The sequence below is a fragment of the uncultured Veillonella sp. genome (assembly GCF_938010505.1).
In the GTDB taxonomy this organism is placed as follows: domain Bacteria; phylum Bacillota; class Negativicutes; order Veillonellales; family Veillonellaceae; genus Veillonella.
Genome location: NZ_CALLVP010000025.1, coordinates 1 through 14,296 on the forward strand (window position 1 = coordinate 1; position 14,296 = coordinate 14,296).

16 protein-coding genes, 1 pseudogene and 2 riboswitches are annotated in these 14,296 nt (G+C 38.9%); of the genes and pseudogenes, 4 read left to right on the plus strand and 13 right to left on the minus strand.

The genetic code is table 11. The features are described 5' to 3' along the window. Positions 1-19 precede the first annotated feature (19 nt). Complete coding sequence (gene ychF, locus Q0507_RS01175) at positions 20-1,126, plus strand: redox-regulated ATPase YchF (RefSeq protein WP_298711207.1); 1,107 nt, start codon at positions 20-22, stop codon at positions 1,124-1,126. 78 nt (positions 1,127-1,204) lie between these two features. On the opposite strand, the gene Q0507_RS01180 is transcribed toward ychF, so the two are convergent. The 7 genes from Q0507_RS01180 to Q0507_RS01210 form a co-directional block, all read right to left on the minus strand. After that, positions 1,205-1,441 carry a CsbD family protein gene (locus Q0507_RS01180; protein ID WP_298711169.1) on the minus strand — a complete coding sequence of 79 codons (237 nt, stop codon included), beginning with the start codon at positions 1,439-1,441 and terminating at the stop codon, positions 1,205-1,207. 66 nt (positions 1,442-1,507) lie between these two features. Beyond that, complete coding sequence (locus tag Q0507_RS01185; RefSeq protein ID WP_295817525.1) at positions 1,508-1,744, minus strand: GlsB/YeaQ/YmgE family stress response membrane protein; 237 nt, start codon at positions 1,742-1,744, stop codon at positions 1,508-1,510. A 157-nt stretch (positions 1,745-1,901) separates the two neighbouring features. Beyond that, positions 1,902-2,609 carry an NAD(P)H-dependent oxidoreductase gene (locus tag Q0507_RS01190; protein ID WP_298711173.1) on the minus strand — a complete coding sequence of 236 codons (708 nt, stop codon included), beginning with the start codon at positions 2,607-2,609 and terminating at the stop codon, positions 1,902-1,904. A 104-nt stretch (positions 2,610-2,713) separates the two neighbouring features. Next, a complete protein-coding gene (locus tag Q0507_RS01195; protein WP_298711176.1) occupies positions 2,714-2,971 on the minus strand; it encodes a DUF3343 domain-containing protein in 258 nt (85 codons plus the stop codon). Positions 2,972-3,092: 121 nt separating this feature from the next. Continuing rightward, entirely contained in the window at positions 3,093-3,692 is a 600-nt protein-coding gene (gene yedF, locus Q0507_RS01200) for a sulfurtransferase-like selenium metabolism protein YedF (RefSeq protein WP_298711183.1), read from the minus strand. 115 nt (positions 3,693-3,807) lie between these two features. After that, positions 3,808-4,839 (minus strand): selenide, water dikinase SelD, encoded by a 1,032-nt coding sequence (gene selD, locus Q0507_RS01205; RefSeq protein WP_298711186.1) that lies wholly within the window; start codon positions 4,837-4,839, stop codon positions 3,808-3,810. Between the two features lie 9 nt (positions 4,840-4,848). After that, a complete protein-coding gene (locus Q0507_RS01210; RefSeq protein WP_295817514.1) occupies positions 4,849-5,052 on the minus strand; it encodes a DUF951 domain-containing protein in 204 nt (67 codons plus the stop codon). A gap of 765 nt (positions 5,053-5,817) precedes the next feature. On the opposite strand from Q0507_RS01210, the gene rbr reads away from it, so the two are divergent. Then, positions 5,818-6,363, plus strand: coding sequence for a rubrerythrin (gene rbr / locus Q0507_RS01215; protein WP_298711189.1), 546 nt, complete (start codon positions 5,818-5,820; stop codon positions 6,361-6,363). Positions 6,364-6,605: 242 nt separating this feature from the next. On the opposite strand, the gene thiM is transcribed toward rbr, so the two are convergent. The 3 genes from thiM to thiW are packed head-to-tail and all read right to left on the minus strand — an operon-like array spanning position 6,606 to position 9,449. Beyond that, complete coding sequence (gene thiM / locus Q0507_RS01220) at positions 6,606-8,123, minus strand: hydroxyethylthiazole kinase (RefSeq protein WP_298711191.1); 1,518 nt, start codon at positions 8,121-8,123, stop codon at positions 6,606-6,608. A 13-nt stretch (positions 8,124-8,136) separates the two neighbouring features. Continuing rightward, a complete protein-coding gene (thiD, locus tag Q0507_RS01225) occupies positions 8,137-8,970 on the minus strand; it encodes a bifunctional hydroxymethylpyrimidine kinase/phosphomethylpyrimidine kinase (protein ID WP_298711194.1) in 834 nt (277 codons plus the stop codon). Continuing rightward, a complete protein-coding gene (gene thiW / locus Q0507_RS01230; protein ID WP_298711196.1) occupies positions 8,970-9,449 on the minus strand; it encodes an energy coupling factor transporter S component ThiW in 480 nt (159 codons plus the stop codon). Before thiW ends, thiD begins: the two co-directional genes overlap by 1 nt. Before the next feature lie 63 nt (positions 9,450-9,512). Next, positions 9,513-9,607, minus strand: a riboswitch (TPP riboswitch). Positions 9,608-9,688: 81 nt separating this feature from the next. After that, positions 9,689-9,794, plus strand: a riboswitch (TPP riboswitch). Between the two features lie 55 nt (positions 9,795-9,849). Here thiW and cytX point away from each other — a divergent pair. Continuing rightward, positions 9,850-11,046, plus strand: a complete 1,197-nt coding sequence (gene cytX, locus Q0507_RS01235; RefSeq protein WP_298711199.1) for a putative hydroxymethylpyrimidine transporter CytX — start codon at positions 9,850-9,852, stop codon at positions 11,044-11,046. A 167-nt stretch (positions 11,047-11,213) separates the two neighbouring features. Here cytX and Q0507_RS01240 read toward each other — a convergent pair whose 3' ends face one another. The 3 genes from Q0507_RS01240 to modA form a co-directional block, all read right to left on the minus strand. Next, on the minus strand, positions 11,214-11,843 hold the full coding sequence (locus tag Q0507_RS01240; protein ID WP_298711202.1) for an ATP-binding cassette domain-containing protein: 630 nt from the start codon (positions 11,841-11,843) through the stop codon (positions 11,214-11,216). Positions 11,844-11,851: 8 nt separating this feature from the next. After that, a complete protein-coding gene (gene modB / locus Q0507_RS01245) occupies positions 11,852-12,520 on the minus strand; it encodes a molybdate ABC transporter permease subunit (protein ID WP_012863882.1) in 669 nt (222 codons plus the stop codon). Between the two features lie 237 nt (positions 12,521-12,757). Continuing rightward, on the minus strand, positions 12,758-13,546 hold the full coding sequence (gene modA / locus Q0507_RS01250) for a molybdate ABC transporter substrate-binding protein (protein ID WP_012863881.1): 789 nt from the start codon (positions 13,544-13,546) through the stop codon (positions 12,758-12,760). Between the two features lie 382 nt (positions 13,547-13,928). Between modA and Q0507_RS01255 the strand changes: the two are divergent. Further along, a pseudogene (locus Q0507_RS01255) lies at positions 13,929-14,296 on the plus strand (transporter); the annotation flags it as partial.

Below are 14,296 nucleotides of genomic sequence, written 5' to 3' on the forward strand. Positions count from 1 at the left end.
GTTAATAAAAGGTGGTACCATGAGCACAAATTTAGAAGTAGGCATCGTAGGCCTTCCAAATGTTGGTAAAAGTACATTATTCAACGCCATTACAAAAGCGGGCGCTGAAGCTGCCAACTATCCATTCTGTACAATCGAGCCAAATGTAGGTGTCGTAGATGTTCCAGATAGTCGTTTAGCCGTGTTGGCTGAAATGTTTGGTTCCAAACGCATTCTCCCTGCTGCTATGCGCTTTGTGGATATTGCAGGCCTCGTTGAAGGCGCTTCTAAAGGTGAAGGTTTAGGTAATAAATTTCTTAGCCACATCCGCCAAGTAGATGCAATTGCTCAAGTTATTCGCTGTTTCGAAGACCCTAACATCACTCATGTTGCTGGTTCCATCGATCCAATTCGAGATATCGAAATCATCAATACTGAGCTTTGCCTTGCTGACCTTGAGTCTGTAGAAAAACGCAAACAACGTATCGAGAAAATCGCTAAATCCGGCGACAAAGACGCTCGTGCGGAATTGCCATTGTTAGAGCGCATCATCGAAGGTCTTGGCGAAGCTAAACCAGTTCGTGCACAAGGTCTTAACGAAGACGAATTAGAAATGATCAAAGAATTAACTTTGCTCACTGCTAAACCATCCCTATTTGTAGCTAACGTATCTGAAGACGAAGTGGCTGATTACTCCGCTAACGAAAACGTAAAACGCGTTGAAGAATACGCTAAAAATGAAGGTGCTGGCATTGTTGTAGTCTCTGCTCGCATCGAGTCTGAAATCGCTGAATTATCCGACGAAGAATCCGCTGCATTCCTCGAAGATCTCGGTCTTGAAGAATCTGGCTTAACTAAACTTATCAAAGCAAGCTATGCGCTGTTAGGCCTCATCAACTACTTCACAGCTGGTGAAATGGAAGCTCGTGCATGGACAATCGTAAACGGTACAAAAGCTCCTCAGGCAGCTGGTAAAATCCACTCTGATATCGAAAAAGGCTTTATCCGTGCTGAAATCGTATCCTTTGATGACTTACAGGCTTGCGGTAGCCAAAACGCGGCTAAAGAAAAAGGCCTTGTACGCCTTGAAGGTAAAGAGTACGTTATGAAAGACGGCGATGTAACACACTTCCGCTTCAATGTATAAACAAATGTATATAACAAAAACCAGTAAATCCTATGATTTACTGGTTTTTTATTGCTAATTATAGCCTGTTATTTAAAATTATTTATCATCTTTGTGGAGAACATTTTTAACGCCACTAATCGCACCGTCTACAGCATCTTTAACATCTTCAGCTGTTTTTTTGAAATCTTCAGCAACATCATGTGCAATGTCTTTAACTTTTGCAGCTGTATTTTCTACAGCACCTTCTGCTTCCAATTTTTTGTCACCAGTTAATTTACCTGCATTCTCTTTTAATGCACCTTTAGCTTGGTTTAATTTATCTTCTAATGCCATTATTATGAATCCTTTCATGTAAAATGCTTTTAGCTATTTACCTATATTTTTACAAAGAAATTGCTATCATTTTTTTCCAAAGAAAAACGAAACAACAGCAACAACAATTACTGCACCTAAAACAGAAGGAATTAATGCCATACCAGCAAGACTTGGTCCCCATGTGCCAAATATTGCTTGACCTACCGACGAACCAATTAAGCCAGCAACAACATTGGCAATGATCCCCATTGCACCACCTTTGTTAGTGATAGCACCTGCTAGAAAACCGATAAAACCACCAACGATAATTGACCATAACATACGATCACTCCTTCCTATTTAATCAATATATTTATAATATCCTACCAAAATATACGGGCTTTATAAATATTATAAATAATCTGTATATTTATAATATAACATTCATTTCTAAAGATTAAATGAAGAAATTCGATATAGTTATAACAGTCGCAATCGATTAAACTACAGTAACAATTTCATCCATTGTACGACGTGTTTTATTTCGATGAGGCTCTTCATCGCGATAGCCAAAGGCGGCCATCACAGCAACACCAAAGTGCTTCGTATCAAAGAGACCTAATTCATCGCCTAAGAGGGCTGTCATCTTATCTTGATTGAAGCCTTCTAACGCACAGGAGTCAAGACCTTCATAGGCAGCCATAATCATCATATTCGCCATAACGATATATGCTTGTTTGGAGGACCAATCAAAAGCAGCACGTTCAGACTCAAATGTTTTATAGTCTTCCGTAGTAAACTGAGCATATTTTTCTTTATAAATAGCATCTACTTCAGCAGGCAATTGTTTAACCTCTTCTTGAATATAGCGTACATAAGGAGAATCAAATTCTAAATCTACCTTTTTACGTGTTAAGAACACTACCAAATGACTTGCTTCTAGACCAGCTAAAATACCCCAACCATGAGCTTTCATCTTTTCACGAATCTCTGGGTTTTGAACGACTAATAACTGATACGCCTCAAAGCCTAGAGATGTTGGAGACAAACGCGCTGCCTGTAAGATAGCATTCCAATCTTCATCAGAAATCTTTTTAGTGCTATCAAATTTCTTACATGCATAACGATAGGTCATAGCATACTCTAAATCTTTTCGATCAAATTTAGGGGCTGTTAATTTTATATTATCTATTTCATACTTACTCATATGTACCTCCATAATTGATAAAAAATATCATATTCCTATAGTACCACACTCACCGTTCAAATTATATAAAGATTGACACTAAAACCAAAAAGCCTAGACATTGTCTAGGCTTTATAAGGTACTGCTAGCTCACCTTTTTCATACCAAAATAAGCCAGATGTACTAATTTTATGCTCTTTCAAAATGACCTTAACTTGATCAACAATACTCGGCTCTATTTCTATAGATAAACCACACATATCATAAAGCTCCGGAGGTGTAGCCATCAATTGATGAGGCACGTCTAATTCTGTTAATACTTTGTCTGCCTTATCCCCAAAATAATAGGATGTAAAGACTATAAGTAATTTTTTATTGTCCAACGCCTCACCTCCTTAATAACTACTAAATAACTACTAAGTTTTAGATTTATTATTCACTAAGTATAAAACTTAAATATGAATTCAATCAATCACGACAAGTTAAAGTCTATACTACTAAAAATTATAACTTAACAATATTATCGCCTAAAATAGAATCTGTAATAGCATACATATTTGTAATACTACCTACGCCAAGCTCTTCTTTTACCCCATAAAAATCAAGACAAATGCCACATGCTGCAATTTCAACACCAAGTTCAGCTAGTTTTTTAATATTTTCCAAATGAATAGAATCATTTACTACCATCTTAACACCGCTATTAATAAAATAAATTTTAGCAGGTTTCACATCCGCTTCAAGCATGCATACCCAGAAGGTTTTCATCAAATTGCGACCAAGCTCTTCACTTCCTTCACCAAGGTAATCCTTTGTCATCAAAACGACGCGATTACCATAGTTCAAGGGCTCACAACTAACTTCAGTTACCGGATTCGCATTAGGTGTCAATGTGAGATAAAAATCCTTCCCATCTTGGCGAACTTCCACACCATAGCCACGAGACTTACCAAACTTCTCAACATTATCGCGACTCACTTCATTATCTACAATAGTTGTAATAATGGCACTTGGATTCGCATCACTTACCTTCTTAGTTTCAATAACAGGTTTTGGACATAAACTACCGCGTACATCTACAGTTAATTCGTTTGTATTACTCATTATGCACCTCTTTATATACATTATATGTTTTATGAAAGTATCAGCTATCAACTAATAATATTTATATAAATAGCTAAATCAATACTATACTATACATTACTTAACTTTTATGATTTTATTTTGTCACGCGTACAGCAAGACCGCTGAAGCTTTCCACAGTACCCACTATAGCCGCACAGTCTATACCAGCCTTATGTAACGCCTCTACCAGTTGTTCACCTTCATTGGCAGGCACAGAGAACAGCAACCCACCCGAAGTTTGTGGATCAAAGAGAATATCCGTCCATACAGGGTCCAAAGCCTCATCTACTTGTACATCAATTATAGCCTTGCGGTTACCATAAGACGCAGCTGGAATTAAGCCCATTTGAGCTGCCTCAATGACATCATCAAAGAGAGGAATATCGTAAGCCTTAATGTGTATTGTCACATCAGAGGCACTAGCCATTTCTACGGAGTGCCCCATAAGGCTAAAGCCTGTTACATCTGTACAAGCATGGACTGTAAAATTATGTGCAACCTCAGCCGCTACACGGTTTAAAGTACTCATACTAGTAACGGCCTGTTCCGTGCCTCCAGGGAATAAACCTGCTTTCAGAGCATTATTCATAATACCTGTACCGATACGCTTTGTTAATACTAGCACATCCCCTACTTGGGCGCCTTTATTTTTCCAAATCTGATTTGGATTCACTTGTCCTGTCACAGACATCCCAAAAATAGGTTCCTTATTTTCAATGCTATGTCCACCTACGATAGCTGCACCAGACTCAGCTACAATCAAACCAGCTCCATTTAACACATCCGTCAAAACACCTTGCTCGACGAGCGGAACCGGAAAGCCTACAATATTCATCGCCGTTAAAGGAGTGCCACCCATAGCATACACATCGCTTAATGCATTGGCAGCTGCAATTTTACCAAATAAAACAGGATCATTAACCATAGGTGTAAAGAAATCTAAGGTTTGCACCAATGCAAAGGTATCAGAGATTTGATATACTCCAGCATCATCGGCACCAGTCATATCTGCGAGAACATGCTCGTTAGTAACGGGTGTTACAGCTTTTAGCACACGGTTCAATATATGAGGCCCAATCTTACACGCACAGCCTCCACTTGTCACATAATCGGTAAGTCGTACCATAAGCCCTCCTTACTCATTTTCCGGCAATCGAGATACGATTTTCTTAACTGCCTTTTCAAATTTAGGGCGCGGCATCAAGAGTTGATGACCACAACCATTACATACAACGAGAAAGTCCGTGCCAATACGCTTAACTTCCCACTCGTCGCTGCCGCAAGGATGTGATTTTTTCATCTTCACTACATCGCCTACGTAATATCTAACAAATGCCATAGCGCCTCCTTTAACTCTAGTCAGTATTTATATATTTATTATACATAAAATAGTTAGTTCTATAAATATATTCTGACTCTATAGTTCAGTCGTCTCTTATATAACTATAGGTATTCACTCTCGTTACATGCTCTCGTTATATAATGCACGAATTTAAAAGGTCTACCAATCTTATAGTTACGACTAGACTATAAGATATAGTAAAAAATATTACTTTAAAATCAGCAAAATTTACAAAAATTTTTTACTATACATTACATTTTATGAGAAAATATTAGTACATTGAAAGAAATCAATATCAATAACTAAACAATAATGATTTTTCATTTAGTTATCATTCTCAATATCAAAATAGATATTTTTTATAAATCCCATACTATTCAATCTTTATAAGTCCGCATCTTTACTGCATTGATAATATTTATCATTTAGAAAATTTTCGAAATAAATTTTACAAAAAGACTTGCATTTCTCATTTAGTATGTTACAATATAGTCAACAATGATTATTCGTTAAGTATACGGATAACACATTGTATATAAAACTGTTAAGACGGCAAGTGCCGAAAAAACAAATGAGTAAGTACTATTTTAAGAGTTAGGCAAGTGTCTATTTAATCTAAGAATAAGTTTTCTTACCAAGGCGAAGTCGCCCTCGAAATTGTAGAATAAGTATTCTATTCCATTGCATTCACAACCAAGTGGTTATGAATATATACGTTAAGTAATAATCTATAAAAAATTGTAAGTACAAAGGAGTATTAAAATGGCTGAATTAAAAGGTACAAACACTGAAAAAAATCTTCAAGCTGCATTTGCAGGCGAATCTCAAGCATTCCAAAAATATACATTCTACGCTAGCGCAGCTCGCAAAGCTGGTATGAACGAAATCGCTGATTATTTCGAAGAAACTGCTCACAACGAATCTGCACATGCTAAATTGTGGTTCAAAGCTCTTCATGGTGGCGATGTTTCCGCTGATATCGAAGCTAACCTTCGCGACGCAGCAGCTGGTGAAAACTACGAACACACTACAATGTACAAAGAATTCGCTGACGAAGCAGAAAAAGAAGGCTTTGCTAAAATCGCTTTCCAAATGCGCGAAGTTGGTAAAATCGAAGCTCGTCATGAAGCTCGTTACCTTGCATTAGCAGCTCAAGTATCCGGTAACAAAGTGTTCCACAACGACCAACCAGTAGCATGGATCTGTGCTAACTGTGGTTATGTACACGTTGGTGAAGAAGCTCCAAAAGTTTGCCCAGTATGTGCTCACCCACAAGCTTTCTTCCACCGTTTTGTTGAATCCATCTAATCTGTAAGTACGATACTAATTAAACTAACAACCTGTAAGTACAGATTTTAATGAAACTATACATGTAAGTACATTTTAAACTTACAGTAAGTACTGACAACTTCCTTAACAAAAAGACGATGACATGAGTCATCGTCTTTTTGTTTGCATTTTTTTCTATTTTTTGTTCTATTTACTATAATTTTTATTCCATTACTTTTTATAGTACTTGCTATTTACTATCCTAGAATTATAAAGACATATCACTTAATATTATCTACCAAGCATTTAAATTGTTGTGTTGCTTCATATGGATTATCTGCATGAGCAATAGCAGATATTACGGCTACTCCACTAGCACCTGCTTGCAAAACAGGCTTTGCGTTATTTAAGGTAATACCCCCGATACCAACGCATGGTAATGTTAAACCTTCTGCTCGTAACTCAGTAATGCGCTCAGGTCCGCACGGCAATTGAGCATCAGGCTTGCTACTTGTAGCATACATAGGGCCTACACCAACACAATCCGCATAAACTACATCGGTCTTATGAAGTTCCTCCACAGAATGAATGGATATACCAACGACCTTATTCCCTACAAGATTACGAACGTCTTCTAAAGGCATATCTTCTTGTCCTACGTGAACACCATCAGCATTAACAGCCACTGCTAAGTCTACATCATCGTTAATAATATAAAGCACATTATACATGGCACAGATTTCTTTTAACTGCTGAGCTAATTCTAATTTTTGTTGCCCTTCTAATGCTCCTATGCCCTTCTCTCTAAATTGGAAGCAGGTCACACCACCTCGACAAGCAGCTTCAACAATGCCTAGTAAATGGCCTTCATTAAAACCTACATCTTGTGTACCACTAATAAAATATACCTTTAATTGATCGGGCACAACTACGGGCCGTATTCGGCTTTCAGATAAAAGCATCGTATCATCGAATTCATATAAGGCATCCAGAAATGCCACACTAAAACTACCAGGTTTTACGCCGCTCGCCTTAATCGCACTTTCACCAGCTAGACCATAATATGCCAGTGAATACGCAAGAAACTCACCGATAGGCATGTTATACATGAATGGACAATAGGAACTAAAAAATGCAGCTAACACAGCACCTAATAAACAACCAGTCCCCGTTACCGCTGTCATAATCGGATGTCCATGAGGAACCGCAAACACACGAGTTCCATCGGAAACATAGTCCTCTTCGCCCGTTGCGACGACAGGACAGTTAATTTGGCGTGCAAGACGATACGTTATAATTGCGCTATCGTCAACTTGTTCCCCATCTACACCCTTACCAGAGAGCGCGCTATCAACTTTATGATTTGTATTAAGAGCATCATAGATTGCTTTGATTTCACTTTGGTTACCTCGTAGCAACGAAATAGCATCAGTTTTAATCAAGTCTAAAACTACAGATAATCGATACGCCCCGGCGTGACAGCCCACTGGATCTAAAACAATAGGAACCTCATGTTTCTTCGCCAGTGCTATGGCATCTTTATAGTAACTAACCTTGTCTGGGGTAAGAGTGCCAATATTGATGAGTAGCGCCGATGCATGGGCGATGAGGTCTTTCAAATCTTCGCTACACTCACTCATCACGGGTGATGCTCCGATGGCTAGTAAACCGTTAGCCGTAAAGGTTCGTACTACATCATTTGTAATACAAATAACAAGCGGATTTCTTTTGCGTAGAGTCTCTAATATATTCAGTTCGGACCAAGTTGTACTATTTATATATAGATTTTCATAGGTCATATAACCATCTCCTCTACTCATTTTTCAAGAGTTCATCCATCGTTTGAGGACTATTTGCCAATAAACCATAAGCCATGTGATTAACAGGTCCGCAGCCAGTTCCAAGTGCTGGATTATGCTTAATCGCAAGGGCAATATAGTTCTTTGCAATGCCAATTGCATCCATTACATCACGGCCCTTTGCAAGCTCCGCCGTAATCACTGCAGAGAAGGTACAGCCCGTACCATGAGTATGCACCGTATCATATTTAGGGCTTGTCCAAGTACGGACGCTACCATCCTTAGTGAAAGCATAATCTGTTGCATCTTCGCCGATATGACCACCTTTTATAATAACTACTTGAGGTCCTAAGTCCTGTAAGATACAATTCGCCGCTGTTGTTATATCGCTTTCACACGTAATAAACATGTCAGCTAAGACCTCAGCTTCACTGCGATTAGGGGTAATAACAGTTGCAGTAGGAATGAGTTTAGATTTTAAGAAATCGACAGCCTCATCCGATACAAGTCGATCACCGCTGGTGGCAATCATAACTGGATCCATCACATAAGGGATGTTCTTACTCACATAAGGATAAATGAGATCCATCATCTCTGGTAAAGCAATCATGCCCGTCTTAACGGCTTGTGGTGTAATATCTGAATATACATCGTGTAACTGTTTTTCTATGCTTTCTAGCGATAGGTGTTCTACGTGATGTACACCCGTTGTATTTTGAGCCACCACAGAAGTAACAACGGCCATGCCGTATACATTTCGACTTTGGAAGGATTTTAAATCGGCCATAATGCCAGCGCCACCACTAGGGTCGGTACCGGCAATTGTCAATGCAGTATGTAATTTCATTATGCCTCCTTATGTAATAGATTACGACGAGATAAGATTTGTAATATCACAAAACCAATGCAAGCACCTACCACAGAGCTCATAGAGAAGGATGTAATCAAGGTCAATAGAGCCAATGGTTTACCTAGCAAGAAATTGGCAATTGGATAGCTCACTAGAGCACCAATAAAACCCGTACCAATGACTTCACCAAGAGCTGCCGCCCACATAGCATTATATTTCTTATATAAAAAAGCAGACAGCCAAGCACCAATCATACTGCCAGGGAATGCTAGCGGAGACCCCAAGGCCAATACATTCCGTAAACAAGATATACTAAAGGCAGCACCTACGGAAAATCTTGCCCCCACTACAACGGCTAAAATAACATTAATCATATGTTGAAACGGAAAAATACGAGCCGGCCCAACAGGAATTGATGTAGTAGATAATACTACGCCTAAGGCTACACATATGCTAGCAATAATCAGTTTTTTCATAATACCTCCAAACATATAAAAACGAGACCACTCCAAATGGAATGGTCTCGTAATAGTTTAGTATTATGTTTCACTCCACTTCCCTACGCCAGTATTATCTGGATCAGGTCTAGGGTTTTGAATGGTCAATCTCAGCAAAAGCACCCCTAGTGGCAATATATTTTTATACTCTAGTTATAACATTATTATACAATCTATGCAACAAAATAATTGACGGTTCCCGTAGCACCTCGTATAATGAAGCCATAACGGGGTGCTCACAAGAGTGGGCTGAGAGTAAGCTAACGCTTTAACCCATAACCTGATTTGGATAATGCCAACGTAGGGAACATAGAGGATTAATAGCCGAGTTCCTTTTTGGGACTCGGCTTTTTCTATGACTTCCTGGCAAGGAGGACGTATGAAACATACACACATTACACAACCACAGTTCGCCATGATATGGTTTGGCGCCGCTCTTTCCATAGCGGAAATTATGACCGGTACCTATCTGGCCCCCTTAGGACTCACCCAAGGTCTATATGCCATCATACTGGGGCATATCATCGGCGGTATATTACTCTTTGGAGCTGGCCTCATCGGTGGACGTTTACGGCAAGGCAGTATGAATACAACCGCTTTCAGCTTTGGCCCACTAGGGGCTAAAGGCTTTGCCTTTTTAAATATGCTTCAACTTATCGGCTGGACTAGCATAATGATTTACGATGCTATGCTAGCCTTACAAGAGTTAGCACCCCTATCCCCTATGGTTTGGACGATAGCTATCGGAGCGCTTGTCATCCTGTGGCTTTTCATCGGCCTCCACAATACGGGCTATATTCAAGCCATCGTATCCATTCTATTGCTAGGCCTCACCCTCTACATGGGCACGCATATGATATTGCAGTGGCCTAGTGAAAGTGGCCTTCTAACTAGCGGAAACATGAGTTTCATCGCTGCTCTTGAGTTATCGATTGCCATGCCACTATCTTGGCTACCTCTCATCAGTGATTATACCCGCGAAAGCAAAAATCCTTTCTCCGCATCACTTACAAGTGCTACAGTCTACACTATAACAAGTATCGTTATGTATACCTTAGGTCTTAGTGCGGCCATCTTTGGCGGTGGAGACTCTATTATTACCATTATGATGAATGCAGGTCTTGGCCTAGCAGGGCTCCTCGTAATTATCTTCTCTACTGTTACTACAACCTTTATGGACGCTTACTCTGCAGGTGTTTCTAGCACCACAATCTATAATGGTGCATCTAGTAAGGGCATTGCAGTTATTGTTACCATCGTTGGCACTATTGCAGCTATTCTATATCCAATGGATGATATTACAGACTTCCTATACCTCATCGGCTCTGTATTTGCGCCGATGATTGCCATCTTATTGGCGGACTACTTTATCAATCGCCAACAAGTACAAACACTATCGGCTTATCTCGTACGAGGTCTTATTTGGGCGGTATCTGTTGGTTTATACCACTATATGTTACATAGTGAAAGCACAATAGGTGCCACATTACCAACCTTTACAATGGCATTTGTCGTTACAGCTATCATTGGATTTATAAGTAAAACAGCACACACATCTGCAGAAATTAAACAGTAACAACAACTAAAACGTAATGTACATATACTAAATCAATAATAAAGATTATAGTAATAGCAAAAACACCTTCACAAATAGTCATCATAATGAGACCCTATTCAAGTTGAATAGCATATATCATATGATAAGGTTTATGAAGGTGTTTTATATTTTTATTAGACTTCTCCTTATTTAGGAATTGTAATAATTCCGTCTTCACAGGTCCAGTGCCGATCTCCAACCATTTTGGCTTCGCTTTCATCATGGGTAACCCATACACAGGGAACATTCCATTCGCGGATGATAGAGACTAAGTCTTCACGTACTTGTTTTCTCAAGTTCCAGTCTAGTGCAGATAAAGGCTCATCGAGAAGCAAGATAGTCGGTTTAGAGTAGAGCGCACGCCCCAAAGCAACTCGTTGCTGTTCGCCACCAGACAGGCTGCCCGCCTTCGTTTTTCGGTATTTCTCAAGGCCTAAACGCTGCAATAGACTATTGCACATGTCAGGTGTGCCTCGTTTGCTATAGGTAATATTATGTTCCACAGACAAATGCGGGAACACGATATTGCCTTGTGGCATATAGCCTACCTGACGTTTTTGAGCGGGAACCCAAATCTTATTATCTCGATCCATCCACGTCGTTTCATCACATTGAATACTACCTGTAGTTGGTTTTACAAGCCCTGCAATGCACTTGATGAAAGTACTTTTACCACTGCCAGATCGACCTGTCAAAACGGTAATACCAGAAGGAAGTACCCCATCAGCTTTCACAGTCACAGAAGGTCTAGCTACGGTAAAGGAAAATGTAATCATCGGACCTCCTAATTATTATCAATATGACGGAACAAGGACCCCTTTGTGATGAGGTGAATCCCACTCAACAATGCCAATGTAAGCACACAAATATAGATAACTAATTCAAAAGCATCCATGTACTGCCCTGCCTCTACGTAAGAGTAAATAGCAAGTGGCATGGTGCGCGTTACCTTTGGAATATTGCCTGCAATCAAAATGGTAGCACCGAACTCGCCCATAGCACGACAGAAGGCTAAAATACTGCCCGTCAGAATACCTTTCCAAGCGAGTGGTACGGAGATAGTAAAGAAGATACGTAACTCTGAAGCACCTAATGTACGCGCTACGTCCTCCATATTATGATCGACGGATTGCAATGCTGAACGCACCGTTTGATAAAACAGCGGAAATGCAATTACAGAGGAGGCTATCACGGCACCGGATGCAGCAAAAACAACACTCATACCATGAGCTTCAAGCCAAGCACCAAACGCATAACCTGGAGTAAATACCATAAGTAATGCAAAACCAACGACTACAGGAGGCAGTACAAGTGGCAAGGTAATAAGTGCATCAAGAATGGCAATACCACCCCACTTACAACGGTTCATCCAGTAACAAGTCGCTAAGCCACTTAAAATAACTATAATAAGAGCGATGCTTGCCACCCATAGCGACAGCCATAATGGACTCATGTCACGCCTCCTTTCTATACACAACAACTCTAAAGTATGTGCTATATCCACTAATTCAAAAATACTTTTCAAACAAATTATATGCCCAAAATCATATCATATGTTAGATTATTAATCAGTCATCACTACAAATGAGTTAAAAAAAGCATACAGTGAGCAATCATAAGATTAGTAATATCAATAATATCTCTATTGTATCATAAGAAAACGCTAGCCCTGAAAGCTAGCGCTTTACTCTTATTTAGAAGTAGAGAAACCGTATTTTTCTAATACTTTTTGGCCTTCTGGACTCATTACGTATTGGTAGAAGTCTTTTGCCAATGCGTTGTCATATTTTTTGATAATACCGATTGGATAGATAACCGGATCATGGGAATCAGCCGGTGTTACTGCAGAGATTTCAACTGCATCGCCCGCTGCGATAGCATCAGTTTTATAGATGAAACCAGCATCTCCAGCACCTTGGCTAATGGAAGCTGTTACAGCTTTTACATCTTTAGCGTATACTACATTAGGTTCTACCTGTTCCCAAACGCCTAGTTTTGTTAATACTTGTTTACCATAGTTACCAGCTGGTACTGTTTCAGGATTGCCCAATACGATACGCTTTACTGTAGCGATTTGATTTAGCTCAACCTTAGGTTGGCCTTTTGGAACTACAAGAACGAGCTCATTAGTTACGAATGGTTTTACATCAGTTACTAAATCTTTCTCTTGTAACATTTTCATATTTTTTTCGTCAGCAGAGATAAATAAGCTAGCAGGTGCACCTTGTTCGATTTGTTGACGTAATGTACCAGAGCCTGCAAAATTAATAGCGATTTGATCATCCGCTAAGTTATGGCTTTTTTTGTAAGCATCAGCCAATTCTGTAAGAGCACCTTTGAGGCTTGCTGCAGCTTGTACAGTAATCTTTTCAGATGTGCTTGGTTTAGCCGACTCAGTTGGTTTACTTGCATCATTACCACAACCCACTAAAAAGGCAAGCATGAAAACGCTCATTAATACTAATAAAATTCGTTTCATAATTCCTCCTGTGCATCCCTTAAAACGCCATACTGTAAAAGCCATGGTAATACCTAGAGACACTTCGCATACTAACAAACTAAAATATACGATATATACATATTATACTATAAATCGATGGTTGAAATCGTATACTAAAATCACATTCTACATAGATATTTCTGATGATTATGATAAGTAATTATAATCGATAAATTTTTAAGCCCCAAACAATAGATACTATGGTATGATAATACTACAAAGGATAAAAATATTTTAGAAAACTTATTCACTTACAGCTTATATAAAACAACTGTATATTTACTACATATAGTTATACGATAAACTAAAACTATGCCTTATATATTAACTAATATATTAAAGAAAAACTCTAGGTGAGATGATGAATCTATTCGAATTAGTAGGCCATATTTTTATGAATTCTATGGTCCCTATCTTAGTACTTATAGGCGTGGGATTTATATTAGATAGAAAATTTAAACTCGATCTATATACGCTGAGTAAACTAAACTTTTATATATTGTTACCTACCTTTATATTTCGAGCGATGTATGAAGCTAAACTTAACTCAGGTACTTTGGAGATTGTATTCTGTGCGCTCTGTGTACTCATATTAAACTCCATCCTTTCAGATGTGGTGGGTAAGATGCAAGGATATGATATGGCTAAGATTGCAACCTTAAAAAACTGCGTTATGTTTAATAACGTTGGGAATATGGGTGTCGCCCTTGCTATCTTTGTATTTACTAA

What these genes read in the sequence shown, in the direction of transcription:
- ychF (WP_298711207.1), top strand. Translation starts at nt 20, where the DNA reads ATGAGCACAAATTTAGAAGTAGGCATCGTAGGCCTTCCAAATGTTGGT.
- Q0507_RS01180 (WP_298711169.1), bottom strand. Translation starts at nt 1,441, where the DNA reads ATGGCATTAGAAGATAAATTAAACCAAGCTAAAGGTGCATTAAAAGAG.
- Q0507_RS01185 (WP_295817525.1), bottom strand. Translation starts at nt 1,744, where the DNA reads ATGTTATGGTCAATTATCGTTGGTGGTTTTATCGGTTTTCTAGCAGGT.
- Q0507_RS01190 (WP_298711173.1), bottom strand. Translation starts at nt 2,609, where the DNA reads ATGAGTAAGTATGAAATAGATAATATAAAATTAACAGCCCCTAAATTT.
- yedF (WP_298711183.1), bottom strand. Translation starts at nt 3,692, where the DNA reads ATGAGTAATACAAACGAATTAACTGTAGATGTACGCGGTAGTTTATGT.
- selD (WP_298711186.1), bottom strand. Translation starts at nt 4,839, where the DNA reads ATGGTACGACTTACCGATTATGTGACAAGTGGAGGCTGTGCGTGTAAG.
- Q0507_RS01210 (WP_295817514.1), bottom strand. Translation starts at nt 5,052, where the DNA reads ATGGCATTTGTTAGATATTACGTAGGCGATGTAGTGAAGATGAAAAAA.
- rbr (WP_298711189.1), top strand. Translation starts at nt 5,818, where the DNA reads ATGGCTGAATTAAAAGGTACAAACACTGAAAAAAATCTTCAAGCTGCA.
- thiM (WP_298711191.1), bottom strand. Translation starts at nt 8,123, where the DNA reads ATGACCTATGAAAATCTATATATAAATAGTACAACTTGGTCCGAACTG.
- thiD (WP_298711194.1), bottom strand. Translation starts at nt 8,970, where the DNA reads ATGAAATTACATACTGCATTGACAATTGCCGGTACCGACCCTAGTGGT.
- thiW (WP_298711196.1), bottom strand. Translation starts at nt 9,449, where the DNA reads ATGAAAAAACTGATTATTGCTAGCATATGTGTAGCCTTAGGCGTAGTA.
- cytX (WP_298711199.1), top strand. Translation starts at nt 9,850, where the DNA reads ATGAAACATACACACATTACACAACCACAGTTCGCCATGATATGGTTT.
- Q0507_RS01240 (WP_298711202.1), bottom strand. Translation starts at nt 11,843, where the DNA reads ATGATTACATTTTCCTTTACCGTAGCTAGACCTTCTGTGACTGTGAAA.
- modB (WP_012863882.1), bottom strand. Translation starts at nt 12,520, where the DNA reads ATGAGTCCATTATGGCTGTCGCTATGGGTGGCAAGCATCGCTCTTATT.
- modA (WP_012863881.1), bottom strand. Translation starts at nt 13,546, where the DNA reads ATGAAACGAATTTTATTAGTATTAATGAGCGTTTTCATGCTTGCCTTT.